Genomic DNA, 18788 nt, shown 5'->3' on the forward strand with positions numbered 1-18788 from the left:
TGGGTTATCCCCCTTGCAGGACGCCCGCGGCAGGGGCGAGGAGAGGAGCCTTGACCATGACAACCGACAGCCCCGTTACCGTCACCCGCGAAGGCGACCTGGCCTGGGTGACCATCGACAATCCGCCCGTCAATGCCACCAGCACGGCGGTACGCGCGGGGATGGCAGAGGCGGTCCGGCAGGTGCAGGGCGCGCGCGTCGCGATCCTGACCGGCGCCGGGCGGACCTTTGTCGCCGGCGGGGACATGTCGGAATTCGACGCCTCCCCGGTCGAGCCGCACCTACCCGACATGGTGCAGATGATCGAGGACAGCGAGACGCCATTCGTCGCGGTCATGCATGGCACGGTGCTGGGCGGCGGGTTCGAGATCGCGATGGCTTGTGCCTGGCGGCTTGCGCAAGCGGGCACACGGTTCGGCCTGCCCGAGGTCAACGTGGGGCTTGTGCCTGGCGCGGGTGGTTCGCAACGCGCGCCGCGTCTGATCGGGATGGAGGCCTCTATCGACATGGCGGCCTCGGGGCAGATGCTGGATGCAGCGACGCTCAAGGCGCTGGGTGGGCTGGACCTGGTGTTCGAGGGGGACATGCGGGCGGCGGCGCGCGACTTCGTGGCGGACCTGCCGGAGCGGCCCTCGAAAGTGTCGGAGCGGGTGGCAGAGCCGCTGGCGGCCGACGCGCTGGAGGTCAAGCGCGAGGCGGTAATGAAACGCGCACGCGGGCAGATGTCGCCGCTGTTGAACATCGACGCGCTGCAATGGGCCTATCTGCCCTTCTCCGAAGGCCAGCCCAAGGAACGCGCCCTGCACCTGGAGCTGCGCCAGAGCCCCGAGAGCCGCGCCCTGCGCCATGCCTTTTTTGCCGAACGCGCGGTGGCGCGCCCCAAGGCGGCAGAGGGCGCCAAGCCGCGCGAACTGCAGCGCATTGCCGTGGTCGGCGGCGGATTGATGGGCGCGGGCATCGCCACGGCAAGCCTTGGCGGCGGGCTGGAGGTCGTGCTGATCGAGCGTGACGCCGAGGCGGCGGCCGGCGCCGAGGCGCGTGTTGCCGGGCTGATCGACGGGGCCGTAAAACGCGGCAAGCTGAGCGAGGCAAAGGCGGCTGATCAGAAGGCCCGGTTCACCGCGACGGCGGACTACGCCGATGCGGCGGGTGTCGACCTGGCGGTCGAGGCGGTATTCGAGGATCTGGAGGTCAAGCGCGCGGTATTCCGGCAACTGGCCGAGGTGGTCTCGCCGGAGGCGATCCTGGGCACCAACACCTCATACATCGACCCGCGCGAGATCTTTGACGGCATCTCGAACCCGGCACGCTGTATCGGGCTGCACTTCTTTTCGCCCGCGCATGTGATGAAACTGCTGGAGATCGTGGCCCTGCCTGAAACCTCTGCCGAAGTGCTGGCGACGGGCTTTGCCTTTGGCAAGCGGCTGCGCAAGGTTTCGGTGCTGGCGGGGATCTGCGACGGGTTCATCGGCAACCGGATGCTGGCGGAATACCGGCGCGCAGCGGAATACATGCTGGCCGATGGCGCCCTGCCGCAAGAGGTGGATGCCGCCGCGCGAGAGATCGGCTTTCCGATGGGGCCCTTCGAACTGCAGGATCTGACGGGCCTGCAGATCGCCTGGGCCAACCGCAAGCGGCAGGCTGCGACGCGCGATCCGGCGCAGCGCTATGTCGCCATATCCGACCAGCTGTGCGAGATGGACCGGCTGGGTCAGCGCAGCGGAAAGGGCTGGTACGACTACGTCGCGGGTGACCGTAAACCGCGCCCCTCGGCCGAGGTCGAACAGGTGATCCTGGACTATGCAAGGGCGCAGGGGATCACCCGCCGCAGTTTTGCCCGCGAAGAGATCGTGGCGCGAATTCTGGCGGTTCTGGCCAACGAAGGTGCGCGAATCGTCGAAGAGGGCATCGCCGAAAGCGATGCCGCCGTCGATATGGTGCAGATCCATGGCTACGCCTTTCCGCGCTGGCGCGGGGGGCCGATGCGGGCGGCGGAAGAGCGCGGCTGGAACGAGGTCGGCGACACCATGCGGCGGCTGGCCGAGGAAAGCCCGGGCAGCTGGGTGATGAGCCAGCGGGTCACGGGCACCTGACGCCAGTCTGACAAAAACACTTTGTTTCAATGGACTGCCCGGCGGCTTCGGCCGCCGGTGCGGCATCCTGCTGCCCGAGTGTGCCGGAGCCGAGCCCGCATGACAGCACGGCCCGAGGCAAGATTTTCTCGCCTCGGTGCTTGCATCAAAGGCTGATTCCTGTAATTGACCAAAACAGTAAGGAATTACATGCAAAGGGAGAGATGCATGACTCTCAAGACTGGACTTGGCGCCGCCGCCCTGATCGCCGTGACCGGACTGGTTCCGGGCCTGGCCAGCGCGCAGGGTGAGGTGAACCTCTATTCGTCGCGCCACTACGACACGGACGAGCGCCTGTATTCGGACTTCGAGGATGCAACCGGCATCACGATCAACCGCATCGAGGGCAATGCCGACGAGCTGATCGCGCGGATGCAGGCCGAGGGGCGCAACTCGCCCGCCGACATCCTGCTGACCGTCGACACCTCGCGGCTGGAACGGGCCAAGGACGCCGGCGTCCTGCAGCCGATCGACAGCACCGTGCTGGAGGCGCGCGTGCCGGGTTACCTGCAAGATGCGGAAAACGAATGGTTCGGCTTTTCGCAGCGTTCGCGCATCATCTTCTACGACAAGAACGACGTGACCGAGCCGCCGGCCACCTACCAGGACCTGGCCGACCCCAAGTACAAGGGCCAAGTCTGCATCCGTTCGGGCACCAACGCCTACATGCAGACGCTGCTGGCCGCGCTGGTCGAGCACATGGGCGAAGAGGCCGCGCGTGACTGGGCTGCCGGTGTCGTGGCGAATTTCGCGCGTGATCCGCAGGGTGGCGACACCGACCAGCTGCGCGGCATCGTCTCGGGTGAATGCGACGTGGTCTTGTCGAACACCTACTATTTTGCACGTTCGATCCGGACCGAGGTCGACGGCCTCAGCGACAGCCGCGACATGATCGGCTGGGTCTTCCCGAACCAGGATGGCACCGGCGCGCACATGAACCTGTCGGGTGGCGGCGTGGCCGCACATGCGCCCAACAAGGAAAACGCGATCAAGTTCCTCGAGTACCTGGCCAGCGATCAGGCGCAGAAGTACTTCTCGGCGGGCAACGATGAATACCCGGCCGTGCCGGGCGTGGGCCTGAGCCCCTCCGTGGCCGAGCTGGGCTTCTTCAAGCCCGATGACGTGGATCTCTCGGCCGTAGCCAAGCAGATCCCCACCGCCCAGAAACTCTTTAACGAGGTCGGCTGGAAGTAATTCCGGCCAGTGTTGCAAGTGGAAAAGGCGGGGGCGACCCCGCCTTTTTTGTTGGTCCGCTCAGTTGTCGCCCGAGGGCGGTGTAGATCTGGCCGATCTGGCTGGACAGGACCAAGAGGGCACCCGCCGTCACGGCGCGTGTGCCCGGCGGCGAACGCGGTTTTGCGGATCTCTGGCTGGACGTGCTGCAATAGGCGGTGATGCCCGAGGCTCAGTCCTCTTTGCGCATCCGATGGATCAGCAGGATCACCGGCAAGAGGCCCAGAACGGCGATCACGAGGCTGGGCACGGCGGCACCTTCCAGCCGTTCGTCCGCCGCCAGCCTGTGCGCCTGTACCGCCAGCGTGTCATAGTTGAACGGGCGCATGATCAGCGTCGCGGGCAGTTCCTTCATCACGTCGACAAAGACGATCAGCCCGGCGGTCAGCAGGCTGGGCCTGAGCAGCGGCATGTGGATGCGGCGCACCGTGCCGACGGCGTTCTGGCCCAGCACGCGGGCGGCGGCATCCATGTTGGGGCTGACGGTGGAAATCCCACCCTCATAGGCGCCGATGGCAGCGGCCAGGAAACGGATCATGTAGGCGCCCACCAGAACCCAGATCGAACCGGTGAACAGAAGCCCGGTGGAGATATCGAAGGTGTCCCGCATCCAGCTGTCCAGCGCGTTGTCGAAGGCGGCGAAAGGCACCAGAAGGCCAACGGCGATCACCCCGCCGGGCACGGCATAGCCCAGCCGCCCGACGTATAGCGCCGTTCCGGTCAGCCGGCCGGGCAGGATGCGGCTGATGCTGCCCAGGATCACGGCGGCCCCGACGGTGACGATCGCGGCCACGGTGGCCAGGGTCAGCGAATTCTCGATGAAACGGATGTAGCGGCGGCTGAGGATGTCCTGTTCCGATCCGGCAGCCATGGTCAACAGCGCCAGCGCCGGGATCAAGGCGCCCAGCAGCACCGGCAGGCTGCAGGCCACCAGCGCGGCGGCGTTCAACCCGCCTTTGAGAGGCGTGCGGGGCACGGGCTCTCGGCGTCGGCCCGAGTGATAGCGCGCCTGCCCCCGGCTCTTGCGTTCCAGCACTGCCAGCAGCAGGGCAAAGGCCAGCAGCCCCAGCGCCAGCTGTGCCGCGCCGGCCCGGTCGGCCAGGGAAAACCAGCTGGTGTAGATCCCGGTGGCAAAGGTCTGGACCCCGAAATAGGACACGGTGCCGTAATCAGCGATGGTTTCCATCGCGGCCAGCAGGACGCCCGCCGCGATGGCGGGACGCGCCATCGGCAAGGTTACCGAAAAGAAGGCCCCCAGCGGTGTCCGGCCCAGCGAACGGGCGGCAAAGACCGTGGTCGCGCTCTGGCTGATGAAGGCAGCGCGGGCCAGAAGGTAGACATAGGGATAGAGCACCAGCATCAGCATGGCCGCCGCGCCGCCGGTCGACCGGATTTCCGGGAACCAGTAGTCGCGCGGTCCCCAGCCGGTGATCTCGCGCAGGGTGGCCTGCACGATGCCGGGATGGTCCAGCAGATGCGTGTAGGCATAGGCGATGACATAGGCCGGAAAGGCGAGCGGCAGCACCAGCGCCACCTCGAGGATGCGGCGCCCCGTGAACTCGGTCATGACCACCAGCCAGGCCGCACCGGTGCCGATCAGCAACGTCCCGACGGACACCAGCGTCAGCAGGATCAGCGTGGTGGCGGTGTAGCGGCCCAGCACCGTTTCGGCGAGATGGGACAGCGTATCGCTTTCGGCAGAGAGGGCGGCCAGCAGGACACCAAGATGGGGCAGGGCGCAGAACGCCGCAATCAGGAGGGCGACGGCATAAAGAAGCCGCTCGGTCACTGTGCGGTGCCGTTTCTGCATGGCTGCCTCCTCTGGGCGCGGATTTTTCACCCGGCCGAGCGTTTTGATCGGGATTGGCGAGGATCGGACGGAGAGTCAAGCGTCCCGACACGGGGCGAGGCAGGGGCCGGTGGGCGATCAGGCGTAAAGGATCATGTCACTGGTGATCTGGGCAAGCTGCTGATCGTTGAAGACCACGGTCACGCCCTGGTCCTGAAAGATGACGTCATCGCCCTGCTGTTGCATCCGGGCAAGGCCGGCATCCGCATCGGCATAGCCGAAATCGGACAGGTCCACCCGGTCCCAAGGTTCCAGGTCGGTGACAAGATGGGTGCCGCTGTCGCCACGATCGAAAACGAAGGTATCGCAGTAAAGCCCGCCAGACAGGATATCGTCGCCGGTTCCGGCCTCCAGCACATCATCAAGGCCGAGGCCATGCATGTAGGCGGTCACTGCCGCGCCGTTGGCCGCGATGGCCGCGGGGCTGCCGACAAGGTCGAGGATCACCGCCGACCGGGCGAGCCCGCCGTCCAGCGCGGCCGTCCAGCTGGCCAGTTCGGCGCCATTGGGGCTGCGATCCAGCAAGTTGCGGTACAGCCGGGTGACGAATTGGGCATCGTCCAAAGCGCCAATGCCGGACTGGTAGGCGGGCAGGGCCATGAGGGCGGCCGCCGCGTCCTGCATCGTCGCCCCCTCTGTCAGCGCCTGCATCCAGTCCCGGAATGTGGCGGGCTCGGGGGCCGCGCCCAGCATGGCATGAAAGAGCCGGAACAGGTCATCCGACCAGTTGGCCGCGTCCCATCGCCCATCGAACGCGGCCTGGGCATCCTGGGTGCCAGTCCGGTTCTCGGGGCTTTCGGCGAAATGCCGGACCACCATCTGGCGCGACATGCCGCCGTCGAGATGGTCCAGCCATGCAGCCATCCCGGCGGCATCCGGCGCGCGGGACAGTACGTTCTGGTACAGCAGGGTGACGAACTCGGCGTCCGTGGTGGTGCCATAGGTCCGCTGGAACTCGGGTGAGGACATGAAATGCGCCGACACTTCGGCGTGGCTCATGGCCGAGGAGGCAAGCTGTTGCACCCAGTACTGGTGCCCGTTCACGTCCGGTTCACGGCCGAAGACCGCGTTGTAGATGCGATAGACCTGTTCCGAGATGTCGGTCCCGAATAGCCCCCGCCCCTCGGCGATCAGCAGATCATCGCCCGCCCCGCCGATCAGCGTGTCCTGTCCGCTGTGGCCCTGCAGAATGTCGCGGCCATCGCCACCGCTGATGATCTCACTGTCGGATGTGCCAGTCAGGAGGTCGTCGTTCGCTGTGCCGTAGACCCCGGTCGGGGCGGTGCCGATCTCGTCGAGGTAGTCGGTGACGGAAACGGAGCGGTTGTCGAAGTCCAGCACCTCGACCGCCTGAAGAAGGACATCGGAATCGGCGCTGACCAGCCGCAGGACCCCGTTGCTGAAACTGGCCTGATAGCTGTCGCTGGCCCCGTCAAGCCGCACCGTGTCCCTGCCCGTGCCGCCCTGGATGGTCTTGTCGCCGGTCCCGGCGACGATCAGGTCGTCCCCCGCGCCGGCAAGCACGGTGTCATCGCCGCTGCCCGCGACGATGTAATCCACCCCCGATCCGGCATCGAGATGATCGTCCCCGAAGCCACCCTTGAGCGTGTCGTCCCCCTCGCCGGTCGCGATCGTGTCGTTGCCCTGGCGTCCCAGGATGACATCCTGGCCGATGCCGCCGGTCAGCCGTTCGTCCGAGGCGCTGCCCTCCTGCACCCACTTCTTTTCGATCACGATTTCGGTCACGTCGTAGGGCATCATGGATAGCCCGACACTGCCGCTGTTCAGGTGATCGCCCGCAACCTCCACCAGCATCGGCGCCACGTCGACCTCGGTGGCAAAGTAATAATCCGAGATGTCCTGCGGATTGGCGACCAGTGCCACGATGCCGGTCGCGGACGGCAGGTAGGTGCGGTACTGGCCGCCGCCGAGGTCCTGAAGGTGGTTCTTGTTGGTCTCGTCGAAGAAGGCCAGTTGCGACAGGGCCGCCAATTCCTCGGCGTCGATGTCGCGCCGCCCGATCCGGTTCAGCCCGTTCTCGTCGGCCAGGTCGCTCAGCCCGTCCGAACTTGCGGGATCCATTGTCAGCCGCGTTACCGTCACGCCCGTGGCCCCGTCGAGGAAGGGCGCAAGGTCCAGCGTGATCGTTCCCGGGTCGAGATCGCGCAGGGAGACATGGATCACGTGGTGGTAAGGGCTGGCGTAGTAGTTGATCTCGACCTCGCCGTTGCTACCGGTCCACTCGGTCTCAAAGCTTTCGAAGCGTTCGACATGGCCCGTTTCCGCGCTGACTTCCGGGCGCAGTCTGTCGGCCATCATCCGGAAGGCGCCGCCGCCGGCGGACAGGTCCATGTCCTCGGCGTTGCGGTTGCCGGCGATGGTGTTCGATGTGCGGTGCTGAAGCGGCCAGATGAAGGCATCCGCGGTTTCGGCCTGAACAATGAACTCGAACATCTCGACCAGTGTCGAGGCGGCGGCCATGCCCTGCTGGTTCGCGTTGGAATTCAGAACGTTCCACTCGGTGATGTAGACGGGCACCTCGCGGCCGAGGTGCATGTTGAAGTTGTCAATGCGCAGGTCGATGCTGCGGCCCGTCTGGTTGCTGTCCTCGAAGGTCACGGAGTCGCTGTGCTGGATGTTGTAGTAGTAATGCGCGACGGCGCCGTCGATTGCATCCAGCGCGCGCTGGTCCAGCCAGGACAGGATCGCCTCGTTCGCCTCGTCCCAGTTGCCGTTGCCCTTGTAGGCGCTGCCCGCGCCGCTGATGTCGCCAAGCTGGATCAGGATCGCCGGGTCGTGACCTAGGTCCGGATGATCGCGTTGCAGCCGGTCGATGGCATCCTGCGCGGCATTGATGACCCGGTTCGCCGCGATGCCGTATTCCGTTTCGTTCATGGAAGAGACGAAGTCGCTGTCGGGGGTGTCTTCGGGGTGGGTGCTGCGGTCAAAACCGTCGACGCGCTTTCCGATGGAATATTCGTTGCCGATCTCCAGCCCGGCGACATGGTCCCCGTATTCCTGAAGCAGGAGGTAGACAAAGGCCTCGATCCGCGCTGCCGGGATGTCCACCTTGGTCGGCAGTACAAAGGTGACCTGGATCATGTGGCCGGGCGTGCTGTTGGCGACCACCCAGTCCATGAAGGCGCGCACCTCGGCCCGCAGCTGGCCGTCCTCGAGGCGCGTAATGTCGATCGTGTTCTCGGCATGGCCGCCGGGGTAGCGCAGCTGCGTCAGGTCCAGCGCGTCGACGGCTGCGGCGAACCCGTCGTGGGGCCGCATGTCCCCATCGGTGGCGATGTTGATTTCGTGCAGTGCGTTTGTGCCGAAATGATAGTCCTGAACAAATGTCCCAGTGGCTGTCGCCGATGCCAGGGACATGCTGAATGCCGCCATGACTCACCCCTCTTTGCGGGGCAGACTCGATCTGGGGCGGGTCCTGTCCGGGGCCGGTATGTGGCGAAAAATGGGACTTAAGGTTATATTTTAGATTGTTTTATTGCTTGGATTGCGCGGTCGGACGAAAGAGGTCCGCACGGGCTGCGCGGATCTGGATCGGCACAAGTGGGCGGGCCGTCAGCCAGCCTGTCGCAACTGGGCAATGTCGGGTCCCATGTCCAGCGCGAGATCGGTCAGGGCGCTTTCCGCGATCAGGACGATCTGGGCAAGGTCGGGCGCATCCTCGGTGGGCAGAGTGGCCAGAACCTCGTCGCCCAGCAGGATTTCGGTCAGCGACGGGTTCTCGGTTTGGGTCCGCATGTCCAAGTCCGGTTCATCGCCGTGCAGGCTGTCGTTGTAGACAACCATCAACTGGTCTTCCTCGTCATCGTAGTCGAGGATGTCGGCGCCGTCTTCGGTCATCCATTCGCCAAGCACCAGCACATCCGCCCCAGCACCCAGCGAGACCACGTCCCCTTCGCCCGCGACGACCATGTCATCACCGCTGCCGCCGTTGAGAAAATCGCCCTCGTCGTCGTCCTCGCCGGTCTTGTTCAGATGGATGCCAGACAGCAGGTCATTCCCCGCGCCACCAAACAAAGTGTCCTGCCCGGCGTCGCCCGTCAGCCTGTCGTCCCCGTCGCGGCCGTGCAACGCGTCGTCGTGCGCGCCGCCGCGCAGATCGTCGGCGCCTTCGCCGCCATTCAGCGTGTCTTCGCCATTTCCGCCGGACAGCAGATCCTCACCGTCGCCGCCGTACAGGTCATCCGGCCCGCCATTGGCTTGCAGGTTGTCGTCGCCTGCGCCGCCATCCAGCCTTTCGCTGTCGTCGTCGCCGCGCAAGAAATCGTCGTCCTCGGTGCCCAGGCGCAGGTCGAAGTCATCAGCTCCCTCGAACGCGTGCCAGTCGCCGGAGCCATCCGGGGCCGGGTCCACGGCACCAGGGCCGGCTGACGCGGGCCCTTCGGTCGCGAGGCCCGTAGCGGGCGGCGACGTGTCCGGCAGGCCCATATCATTCAATGTGTCGACCGGGCCATCCCCGCCTGCGTCTTCTTCGGAGGGCTTGGCGAAATCGTCTTCATCGTCGGTCTCATCGCCCGATCCGTTGCCGAGAAAGGCCAGCGATCCGATGGCCATCATGCCCAGTAGGCCGGTCAGAAAGATCATGGCTCTGCCTCGTTGCTCTTGTCGGTTTGCGGACGGAGTGTCGCGATCCGGTGCGTGCAAGGCAAATGTTCTTGTTCCGGGCAGTTAACACCAGCTTTGGAAGCGGCCGTTGCAACGACCATACGGCGAACAGCCCTGCCGGGAAGCCCGCATTCCGGGAGCGATCCCGGGCAACACCGGCCAAGCGCCTCCAAATGGTCGACGACGGCGTTTACCTTGGTGCGCTTCCCGGTTTGCCGTTTGGAGGGAAACACCTACAACTTGATCTATGATTCTCCGCAACCGCAAACAGCAGTCCCGTGAACGGGACCTTTCCCAAAAGCCGCTTCGTCCCGAAACCCCGTTTTTCGCCGTTGGCGACGTGCACGGTTGCGACCGCCTGCTGGATCGCCTGCTGAACCGGCTGGACAAGATGCGCCACCCCGAGGCGCTGCTGGTCATGGTCGGCGACTACGTCGACCGCGGAGAGGAAACGTCCCGCGTCCTTCGCCGCATCAGGGTGCTGAGCGAGGGGGCGGGTGACCTTATGCATTGCATCATGGGCAATCACGAGAAGATGCTGCTGGACACGCTGGATGATCCGGTTGCCAATGGGCCGCGCTGGCTGCGCCACGGCGGGCTGCAGACCTTGGCCAGCTATCGTGTGCCCCCGGTTCTTGGCCAGCGTCCAGAGGCCGAGTGGCTCGAGATGCGCGACCGGCTGGCCGAGGCGCTGGGCGATTCCACAATCGACTGGCTTCGCGGCCTGCCGCTGACCTGGCAGACGGGCAATGTGGTCGTCGTCCATGCCGGCGCGGACCCGGCGTTGCCGATTGCCGACCAGGAGCGTGGAAACTTCCTGTGGGGGCATCCCGATTTCCGCCGCACACCCCGGGTCGACGGGCTTTGGGTTGTGCATGGTCATACGATCACGGAGGCGCCGAAGGTCGACCAGGGGCGAATCCCGACCGACACCGGGGCCTACGCAACCGGCGTGCTGTCCGCCGCGCTGGTCGAGGAGGAGGTCGTAACCTATGTTAGCGCTTGAGAAACCGCCCCGCAGGCCTGTTTTCCGACGCGGCGTGAGGGCAGGCGTTGTGGCAGCGTGCAGGCCAACCTGCGACTGTGCCCGAGTTCCGGACCGGGCGGTTTTCTGCAGCCGCGAAATCGCTCTTGGCGCGAAATTTGCGTCCATAGATTGAATGCGGCTATCACATGTTCCCGGATCGCCTGATCGGAAGCGCGACAACCGAACAGAGCCTCAAGCCTTTGAAACAATGACAGGTTCCGCGTTTTGCAACCTTTCCGGGCAAAGCTTTGCCATTTCAGCCTCATGCCGGGAGCGTTATGGTTTTGTTAATTGACATGGCACATGGCGCTAACCTAAATCATGCCCAAAGAGCTGCGTGTTTGCAGGTGCAGCATTTGTTTTTTTGCTCTTGGGGGCGACATGTTTGACGTTCGAGCACTGGATGAGACGGCAATTACCGCCGGCACCCCCTTTCACGAGGGCAACTTGGTCCATGCGATGGCTTTCAGGGGCGCCAAACGAGTCTTCGACATTTGCATGAGCATCCTTCTTTTGCCGGCGCTGGCAATGGTTGCTCTGGTCATTCTCGGCCTTAACCCGTTCTACAACCGCGGCGGGCTGTTCTTTGTGCAGCCACGCATGGGCCGTGACTGCAAGCCGTTCAATGCGATCAAGTTCCGTACCATGCGCGCGGAGACCCAAGTGACCCGCGGTGCGGACAGCCCCTTGGAAACCGACCGCATCACAACGCTGGGCCGTTTCCTGCGCAAGTCGCGCATCGATGAATTGCCGCAGATCCTCAATGTCCTGCTTGGCCAGATGAGCCTGATCGGACCGCGCCCGGATTATTTCGATCATGCGGTCGAATACCTGGAAAAGATCCCGGGGTATCGTGAACGTCATGCGGTGCGCCCCGGCATAAGCGGCCTGGCGCAGACGGAACTGGGGTATGTCGAGGGCATGGACGCCACGCGCCGCAAGGTGAAGGCCGACCTTTACTACATCTCTCACATGAGTTTTGCGCTGGAGATGTGGATATTCTGGCGCACGCTCAGCGTCGTCGCGCGGCGCGGCGGCGCCTGACAGGCGTTCCGATCAGTTGGGCTGAATTCTTGAAAAGGTTTGACTTTTCACCGGGTAAGCCTGCGCCCTGTCAAACTTTTCCACAGGCTCTCGTGTTTTTTCGAACTTGTTGCAGATTTGCCGCTTTCGGTTTCGATAGCACATGTCAGCGAATGGGTCAGGTCGCATTCAGGTCAGCGCCGGGGTACATCACATGGGGATTTTTCCGGTTTGGGTATCTGCTTTCTGCCACAGATGCCGCGTGTTGAGAACGACATGGTGCCGGGACGACGCACAAAGGGGGCGAACTTGGCTGCAGGTTTGAAAGAGTACAACAGAGTCGCTGGCTTGGCCCGTTTGGCCGTGCTGGCGATGGGCGGCTTGGCCGTCCTGTCCGGGTGCGGTGTCACCTATCACAGTCCGAAGGTGATCGAGCGACAGGGCGAGCTGCCCGTTTCTGTCGTGGAAATGACGCCCCGGGCCATTGCCTACGCCAATGCCTCGGACTACACGCCGCGTGCGCTGCCGGATGTGTTCTACGCCTATGCAGGATCCTATGGTGGTGCGACCGGGGCCGGGGCGCTGCCCGCTGCCCCATATCTGCCTGATGCATCGCGTCAGCGCCTCGAATACCGCCCGCTGCCCGACATCAATCCTCAGCCCTACCGCATCGGCGTGGGGGATGTGCTCTTGCTGGCGACCCGTGGCGCCGCCTCGACGGTCGAACAGCTCTCGGGCCTCCTCGCCGCGCAGAGCCAGAGACAGGGCTATACCGTGCGCGATGACGGCACCATCGCCATTCCGGACATCGGCGCCGTGCAACTGGCGGGCCTGACCCTGCAGCAGGCCGAGGACCAGCTGTTCCAGGCGCTGGTGTCGAACCAGATCGACCCGTCCTTCAGCCTCGAAGTGGCCGAGTTCAACTCGCAGCAGGTTGCCGTGGGCGGCGCCGTCCGCACCGCCAAGCTGGTGCCGATCACACCGAACAACCTGACCCTGGGGCAGGCGCTGATCACCGCGGGTGGTCTTTCCGTGCGCGACGAGGAATTCGCCTCGATCCGGATCTACCGCGACGGCACATTGTACCAGATCCCGGTTGAAACCTTCCGCGCGCAGCCCGCGATCAAGGACAAGCTCCTGCAGGCGGGCGACGCGGTCTTTGTCGATACGACCTATGACCTCGACCGGGCCTTCGAATTCTACAAGACCAAGATAGACGCTGTGACCCTTCGGTCCTCGGCACGCAGCCAGGCGCTGCAGGCGCTGAGCGCCGAGATCGCGATCCGCCGTGGCGCACTGGACGAACGCCGCCGCATCTTCGAATCCCGTACCGCGCTGGACGCCGAAGGGCGCGACTATGTCTACCTCAGCGGTGAAGTCACCAAGCAGAACCGCTTTGCGCTACCCTATGGCCGCCAGGCGACGCTGGCCGACGTGCTGTACAATGAAGGCGGGTTCGACAACACCACCGGCGACCCGACCGAGATCTATGTCCTTCGCGGCAGCAGCGACCCCGCGAAGGTCGGCGAGATTGTGGCCTATCACCTGGATGCGGGCAATGCGGCCAACATGATCATGGCCACCAAGTTCCAGATGCGCCCCAACGATGTCATCTTCATCGAGGAGCAGCCGATCACCAAGTGGGGCCGCGCCCTGCAACAGGCCTTCCCGACGATCTTGAACTCGGCCAGCCAGGCTGCGCTTTGAGGTGAACGCCGGCGTTTCGCACGGTTTCGGGATCTTGATCCCGGAATCGTGCATCGCCGAGCGGTAAAGATGTGACACTCCGCGATTGAGGCACTATCGCGAACCGCAGGCGTGGCACTCTGCGTCCCCCGGCTGTTTGCGGTGTCCATTGAGGACAGCAGACAACGCAAGAGGGCGCGTCACATCCGGTTGCGCCTGCATGCGTCTATGGCCATCGAAACGGATACCGGTCCGAAAAATGGTGCTTGAATTGATGACCTGCGAGGCGGACAAGAAGCCCTGCAGGGGGATCTGGCCAGGCAACTGACAAGCCTGTGCCTTTTCCGTGACCCCGGTTTACGACGCTGGCGGGGACTGGTCGAACGCCACTGGCGGCAAGGCGACGGGATGGAGTAGCCATGACACAATCGGAGACCGCGGAGGAGGTGGCCGTCGCCGATGCCTGGCTGTCCGCCTGCCTGCGCCGGGATTTCGAGGCGGTCCCGCCAAAGCCGGATTGGAAGGTCGCCGAACTGGTGAACCGCATGGCCTATCACGGGATCGTCGGCACCTTGGTCGAGGACGCCGAATTGATGCAGGCCCAGCCCGCCGATTTGGCGGAGCAGATGCGCAAAGTTGCCCGCGGTCATGCCTTTCAGGAACTGGCGCATGGGCGGATCCTGACCCAAATCGCGTCAGACTTTGCCGCCAAGGGGATCGAGCCGATGGTCCTTAAAGGGGTGGCTCTGGCCTATTCGGTCTATGACAAGCCGTTTCTCCGCCCCCGGGGCGACACGGACATCCTGGTTGCAGAAGCGGACTTCGACAGGGCCCCGGAAATCCTGACGGCGCATGGATTTTCCCTTGCCTCGGCTCCCGGTGGACGGATCGTCAGGTCGCAACGCTGCTACGCGATGCGGGACGCGCACGGGCTGCACCATGTGATCGATCTTCACCGACAGACGAACAACCACGCGGCGCTGGCCGCGGTGTTCACCTATCCCGAGTTGCGGGCGCGGGCCGAACCGCTGGACGGGCTCCATCCGGCGCTGCTGCGCCCCGGCAACGTCGATGCATTGCTGTTCGCCTGCTATCACCGGTTCATGCACATCGACGTCCCGATCACGGTGGCTGGCAGGTGGCACCTCAGCCGGAACCGCCTGATCTGGCTGCTGGACATGGTCCGGATCGGGCGTGTCCTTTCGCAGCAGGACTGGGAAACCTTTGTGGAGCGCGCCCGAAAAAAGGGTCTCTTGCGGATCTGCCACGCCTCGCTCGTCGCGGCGCGTGACCGGGCAGGGCTTGACCTGCCCGCGAATGTGCTGGAGGCGCTCGAACAGGCGCCGCCGAACGAAGCACCGCTGCGGTTTCTCGGGGCCGGGCGCGTCGGCAAGTTGCTGGCTGACTTGGCTGCCACGCCGGGATTTGGTCAAAAGATCGGGTTTCTTCGGGAAACGGCCTTTCCGCCGGCCGCCTATATGCGCGCGGCCTTTGGCCGTGCCGGGAGCGATGAAACGCTGACAAGGCTCTACTTCCGACGGATTGTGCGCGGTCTTGGAGCGCTGTCGCGGAAGGGGAGGCCCGACGCGTGAAGCTGGCAAGGGTCCTGCAATTCGGGACAGCCTACAAAGGGAGGCTGGCGCTCGCCCTGGCGTTGCAGATGCTCGAAACCGGCATCGCGCTGGCGATCCCCTGGGTCGGCGGCAGGCTGGTCGGCGGGTTGATCGACAGCGCCGAAATCGGCGTGGGGGCCATCGTCCTGGCCCTGATCGGCCTGATCGCGCTGCGTACGGCGCTGCGGATCGCCAACGGGTTGGCGCTCTTGACGACGACACAGCGGATCCTCGCGGACATGCGCACCCGCCTGTACGACCATTTCCAGAGCTTGCCGGTCCGGTATTTCCAAAATCGGCGGCCCGGCGACCAGATATCAGTGCTGACCCGGGACGTGGATACCATCGCCGACTATCTGACGGGCGACGTCATTGCGCTCTTGCCGACGGTGCTGACGCTGTTCGGAGCGCTGGTGCTGATGCTGCGCCTCGACCCGGCACTGGCATGGCCGATGGCGCTTGCCGTGCCGATCTTTGTCCTGGTTTCCAAGCTGGCCTACCGCCGCATCCGTCCGCTGTCGATGGACCTGCGCGACACATATGGCGCGGCGATCTCGTTGGCCGAAGAAAACCTCGCCATTCTGCCCGCGATCAAGAGTTTCTCGCAGGAGGCCCGTGAAGCGGCCCGCTACGCCCGCCTCACGCATCGCCAGAAGGACCTGGGAATTCGTGTTGGCCGCCTTCAGGTGGCGACCGGCCCGATGATGCGTTTCGGGGCGGCCTCGGCGGTGATCCTTGTGCTTTGGCTATCTGGCGAACGGGTGCGGTCCGGGGATCTGCCGATCGGCGAACTGGTCAGCCTTCTGCTCTATGCCGGGCTGCTGACGCAGCCGATCTCGGACCTGGCCAGTTTCTGGGGACGGACGGAATCGGTTCGCGGCTCGCTTCAGCGCTTCGAGGACGTGCTGGACGAACCGGGCGAGGATCTGGCCACCGGATTGCGGCCTGACACCGTCAGCGGCGAGATCCGGTTCGATGAGGTATCCTTTTCCCATACCGGGCGGCGCGGCACGCTGAACGGTGTCAGCCTGACAGTTCCGGCAGGACGGGTGCTGGCCCTGACCGGCGAGAACGGCGCGGGCAAGAGCACGCTGGTCGACCTGATCCTGCGGTTCAACGAGCCGGATGCGGGCCGGGTGCTATTGGATGGCACCGATATTCGCGAGTTGAACCTGGCCGCGCTGCGCGGTCTGATCGGCGTTGTGCCACAGCAGACGCTGCTGTTCGACGGCACGGTCCGCGACAATATTCTCTTCGGGCGGCAGGATGTCCCGGAAGAGGCGCTGCACCGCGCCACCCGACTGGCTCATGCGGATGAATTCATCCGTGCGCTTCCCGAGGGATTCGACACCACCATCGGGTCGCGCGGGGTGCGCCTGTCGGGGGGGCAGCGCCAGCGGATCGCGCTGGCACGCAGCCTGATCAAGGACCCGCCGATCCTGATCCTCGACGAGCCGACCGCAATGTTCGACCCCGAGGGCGAGGCGGCATTTGTCGAGTCGGCGCGCGAGGCGCTGGCCGGTCGGACAGTGATCCTGATCACCCATCGCCCGGCGAGCCTGGCTCTGGCGGATGCCACGGTGCGCCTGGAACAGGGGCGCATCGTGCCCTCTGGCCGCGACCTGGACATGGGCGCCGGATCATGAGCGGCATTTGCGGGTATTGGGACCTGAGCGGCGCCGCGCTGCGTCCCGATCCGCTGGCGCCGGTCATGGACAGGCTGCGCCGCCGGGGGCCGGACGGATCGCATGCCTGGCAAGAGGGGCCGGTGGCGCTTGGCCACTGCAACCTCGCCACGACGCCCGAAGCGCTCTACGAGGTCCTGCCGCTGACCCACCCGGACACCGGATGCACGATCACCGCCGATGCCCGTCTCGACAACCGCGCAGAGCTGTTGACGGCGCTGGGAACAGGGCCGGAGGCGCGGCCCCCGGGCGATGGAGAGCTGATCCTGCGCGCCTACCTGCGTTGGGGCGAAGACTGCGTGGACCACCTGCTGGGCGATTTCGCCTTCGCGATCCGCGACCCCCGGCGGCAGGCGATCTTTTGCGCCCGCGACCGCATGGCCATGCGGCAGCTGATCTATACCCACCGGCCCGGGGCGCTCTTTGCCTTCGCCACCGACGCGCGGGCCCTGGTGACGCTGCCGGACGTGCCCGCGCGCGTGAACGAGGCGCGGGTTCTGGATTTCATCGATTGCGAAATCGAGGGGGTGGACGGCGAGGTGACCTTTTTCGAGGGGGTCCTGCGCCTTCCCGCCGCGCATTCCATGACGGTGGACGCAAGGGGCCTGCGTCTGCGGCGCTATTGGCGGCTGGAGCCGGAAGAACAGCTGCAACTGCCGTCGGATGCCGCCTATGCCGAGGCCTTCACCGAGGTCTTCACCGAGGCCGTACGCTGCCGGTTGCGCAGCCCCGAGACTCCCGGGGCAATGCTGAGCGGGGGGATGGACTCGGGGTCGGTCGCCGCCGTGGCGGCGGATCTGCTGGCGGCGCAGGGCCGGGGGCCGTTGCCGACGTTTTCGGGCACGGGCCCCGACCCTGCGCGGGTCGAAACGCGGCTGATCGACGACGCGATGGGGCTGCCGGGCATTGCCCCCACGGCCATCCGGTGTGACAGGCTGGGGCCGCTGCTGCCCGAGCTGCGGGCCCGGATTGACGATCTGGACGATCCGTTTGACGGCAACATGACGATAATCGCCGCCGTCTACATGACCGCGGCACAGGCAGGAGTGAAGGTCGTGCTGGACGGGGTTTCCGGCGATACGGCCTTTGCCCGCGGCAACGTCCTCGAGGCGGCCATCCGTGACGGCCGGTGGCGCGACATCCTGCGCTTTGCCCGGGGCGAGGCCCGGGCCAAGCGGCGGCAAAAGGACTTCTGGTGGATTCTGCTGCGCGCGGCCTGGGGGCGCGTGGTCCCGGCGGGGCTTCGCCAGAGACGCCATGCCTGGCTGACCGAGCAGAGCGAGAGGCGGTACATCGCGCGCTCTCTGGCCGCGCCGGAATTGCTTGTGAAACACGATTTCGCGAGTCGCCGGGCGCGCTACCGGGCGCGCAACTACCCCGAGGGGCTGGCGCTGGCCGCCGAGCGGGCGTCGAGAATGACGGCAGACTACGTGATGGCCGGTGCCGAGCGCTACGACCGGGTCGCGGCGGCGCAGGGGGTCGAGTCGCGCGATCCGTACCGCGACATGCGCGTCCTCAAGTTCTGCCTGTCCTTGCCCGACAGCCAGATCTGGCGAAACGGATACCCCAAGTTCATCCTGCGCAGCGCGATGGACGGGCGCCTGCCGGACTCGATTCGCTGGAACCGGGTCCGCGATCACCACGGTTGGGATTTCACCAGAGCGGTCTTTACCTCCGCGCCTGACCTGCTGCCCGGGACGTTCCCCGGCACGGAAACGGCGCAACGTTTCCTGCGGCCCGGCACAATTCCGCATAAATGCGTTCTGGACAATGCGACAGATCTTGAAATCTGGAGCGAAATCGTGTTCCTCCAAAGCTGGTTAGAAGTGTATGGTGCGTGAACAAGTCGGAGTGCGATCCGCTTTTGACCCCAGGCACGCAGACATCGTTTTGAAATTGAACCAAAGAAAGACTGAC

Annotated in this window: 11 protein-coding genes; 8 read left to right on the forward strand and 3 right to left on the reverse strand. The window is 65.1% G+C overall.

Annotated features, from left to right (window positions below; all coding sequences use genetic code 11):
• The first annotated feature begins 56 nt into the window (after positions 1-56).
• A complete protein-coding gene (locus ACQY5B_RS25225) occupies positions 57-2093 on the forward strand; it encodes an FAD-dependent oxidoreductase (RefSeq protein WP_420326850.1) in 2037 nt (678 codons plus the stop codon).
• A gap of 207 nt (positions 2094-2300) precedes the next feature.
• Entirely contained in the window at positions 2301-3326 is a 1026-nt protein-coding gene (locus ACQY5B_RS25230; RefSeq protein ID WP_420326849.1) for a Fe(3+) ABC transporter substrate-binding protein, read from the forward strand.
• Between the two features lie 211 nt (positions 3327-3537).
• Here the strand turns inward: ACQY5B_RS25230 and ACQY5B_RS25235 are convergent, their stop codons facing one another.
• The 3 genes from ACQY5B_RS25235 to ACQY5B_RS25245 form a co-directional block, all read right to left on the reverse strand.
• Positions 3538-5175, reverse strand: a complete 1638-nt coding sequence (locus tag ACQY5B_RS25235; RefSeq protein WP_420326848.1) for an ABC transporter permease — start codon at positions 5173-5175, stop codon at positions 3538-3540.
• Between the two features lie 117 nt (positions 5176-5292).
• Positions 5293-8607: a DUF4214 domain-containing protein gene (locus ACQY5B_RS25240; RefSeq protein ID WP_420326847.1), complete on the reverse strand. Its 3315-nt coding sequence runs from the start codon at positions 8605-8607 to the stop codon at positions 5293-5295.
• 180 nt (positions 8608-8787) lie between these two features.
• The gene (locus ACQY5B_RS25245) at positions 8788-9816 is read right to left on the reverse strand and encodes a calcium-binding protein (protein ID WP_420326846.1); all 1029 of its coding nucleotides are present in this window, start codon (positions 9814-9816) and stop codon (positions 8788-8790) included.
• 268 nt (positions 9817-10084) lie between these two features.
• Here ACQY5B_RS25245 and ACQY5B_RS25250 point away from each other — a divergent pair, with 268 nt between their 5' ends.
• The 6 genes from ACQY5B_RS25250 to ACQY5B_RS25275 all read left to right on the forward strand — a co-directional run bounded on the left by ACQY5B_RS25250 (position 10085) and on the right by ACQY5B_RS25275 (position 18712).
• Complete coding sequence (locus ACQY5B_RS25250) at positions 10085-10843, forward strand: metallophosphoesterase (protein WP_420326845.1); 759 nt, start codon at positions 10085-10087, stop codon at positions 10841-10843.
• A 342-nt stretch (positions 10844-11185) separates the two neighbouring features.
• Positions 11186-11908, forward strand: coding sequence for a sugar transferase (locus ACQY5B_RS25255; protein ID WP_420326844.1), 723 nt, complete (start codon positions 11186-11188; stop codon positions 11906-11908).
• A 327-nt stretch (positions 11909-12235) separates the two neighbouring features.
• Complete coding sequence (locus tag ACQY5B_RS25260) at positions 12236-13594, forward strand: polysaccharide biosynthesis/export family protein (protein ID WP_305967625.1); 1359 nt, start codon at positions 12236-12238, stop codon at positions 13592-13594.
• A 398-nt stretch (positions 13595-13992) separates the two neighbouring features.
• Positions 13993-15165 (forward strand): nucleotidyltransferase domain-containing protein, encoded by a 1173-nt coding sequence (locus ACQY5B_RS25265; RefSeq protein WP_420326843.1) that lies wholly within the window; start codon positions 13993-13995, stop codon positions 15163-15165.
• A complete protein-coding gene (locus ACQY5B_RS25270; protein ID WP_420326842.1) occupies positions 15162-16832 on the forward strand; it encodes an ABC transporter ATP-binding protein in 1671 nt (556 codons plus the stop codon). The genes ACQY5B_RS25265 and ACQY5B_RS25270 overlap by 4 nt, the downstream gene beginning before the upstream one ends.
• Positions 16829-18712, forward strand: a complete 1884-nt coding sequence (locus ACQY5B_RS25275) for an asparagine synthase-related protein (protein ID WP_420326841.1) — start codon at positions 16829-16831, stop codon at positions 18710-18712. Before ACQY5B_RS25270 ends, ACQY5B_RS25275 begins: the two co-directional genes overlap by 4 nt.
• Positions 18713-18788 lie beyond the last annotated feature (76 nt).

The organism is Antarctobacter sp. (assembly GCF_965277915.1).
GTDB lineage: Bacteria > Pseudomonadota > Alphaproteobacteria > Rhodobacterales > Rhodobacteraceae > Antarctobacter.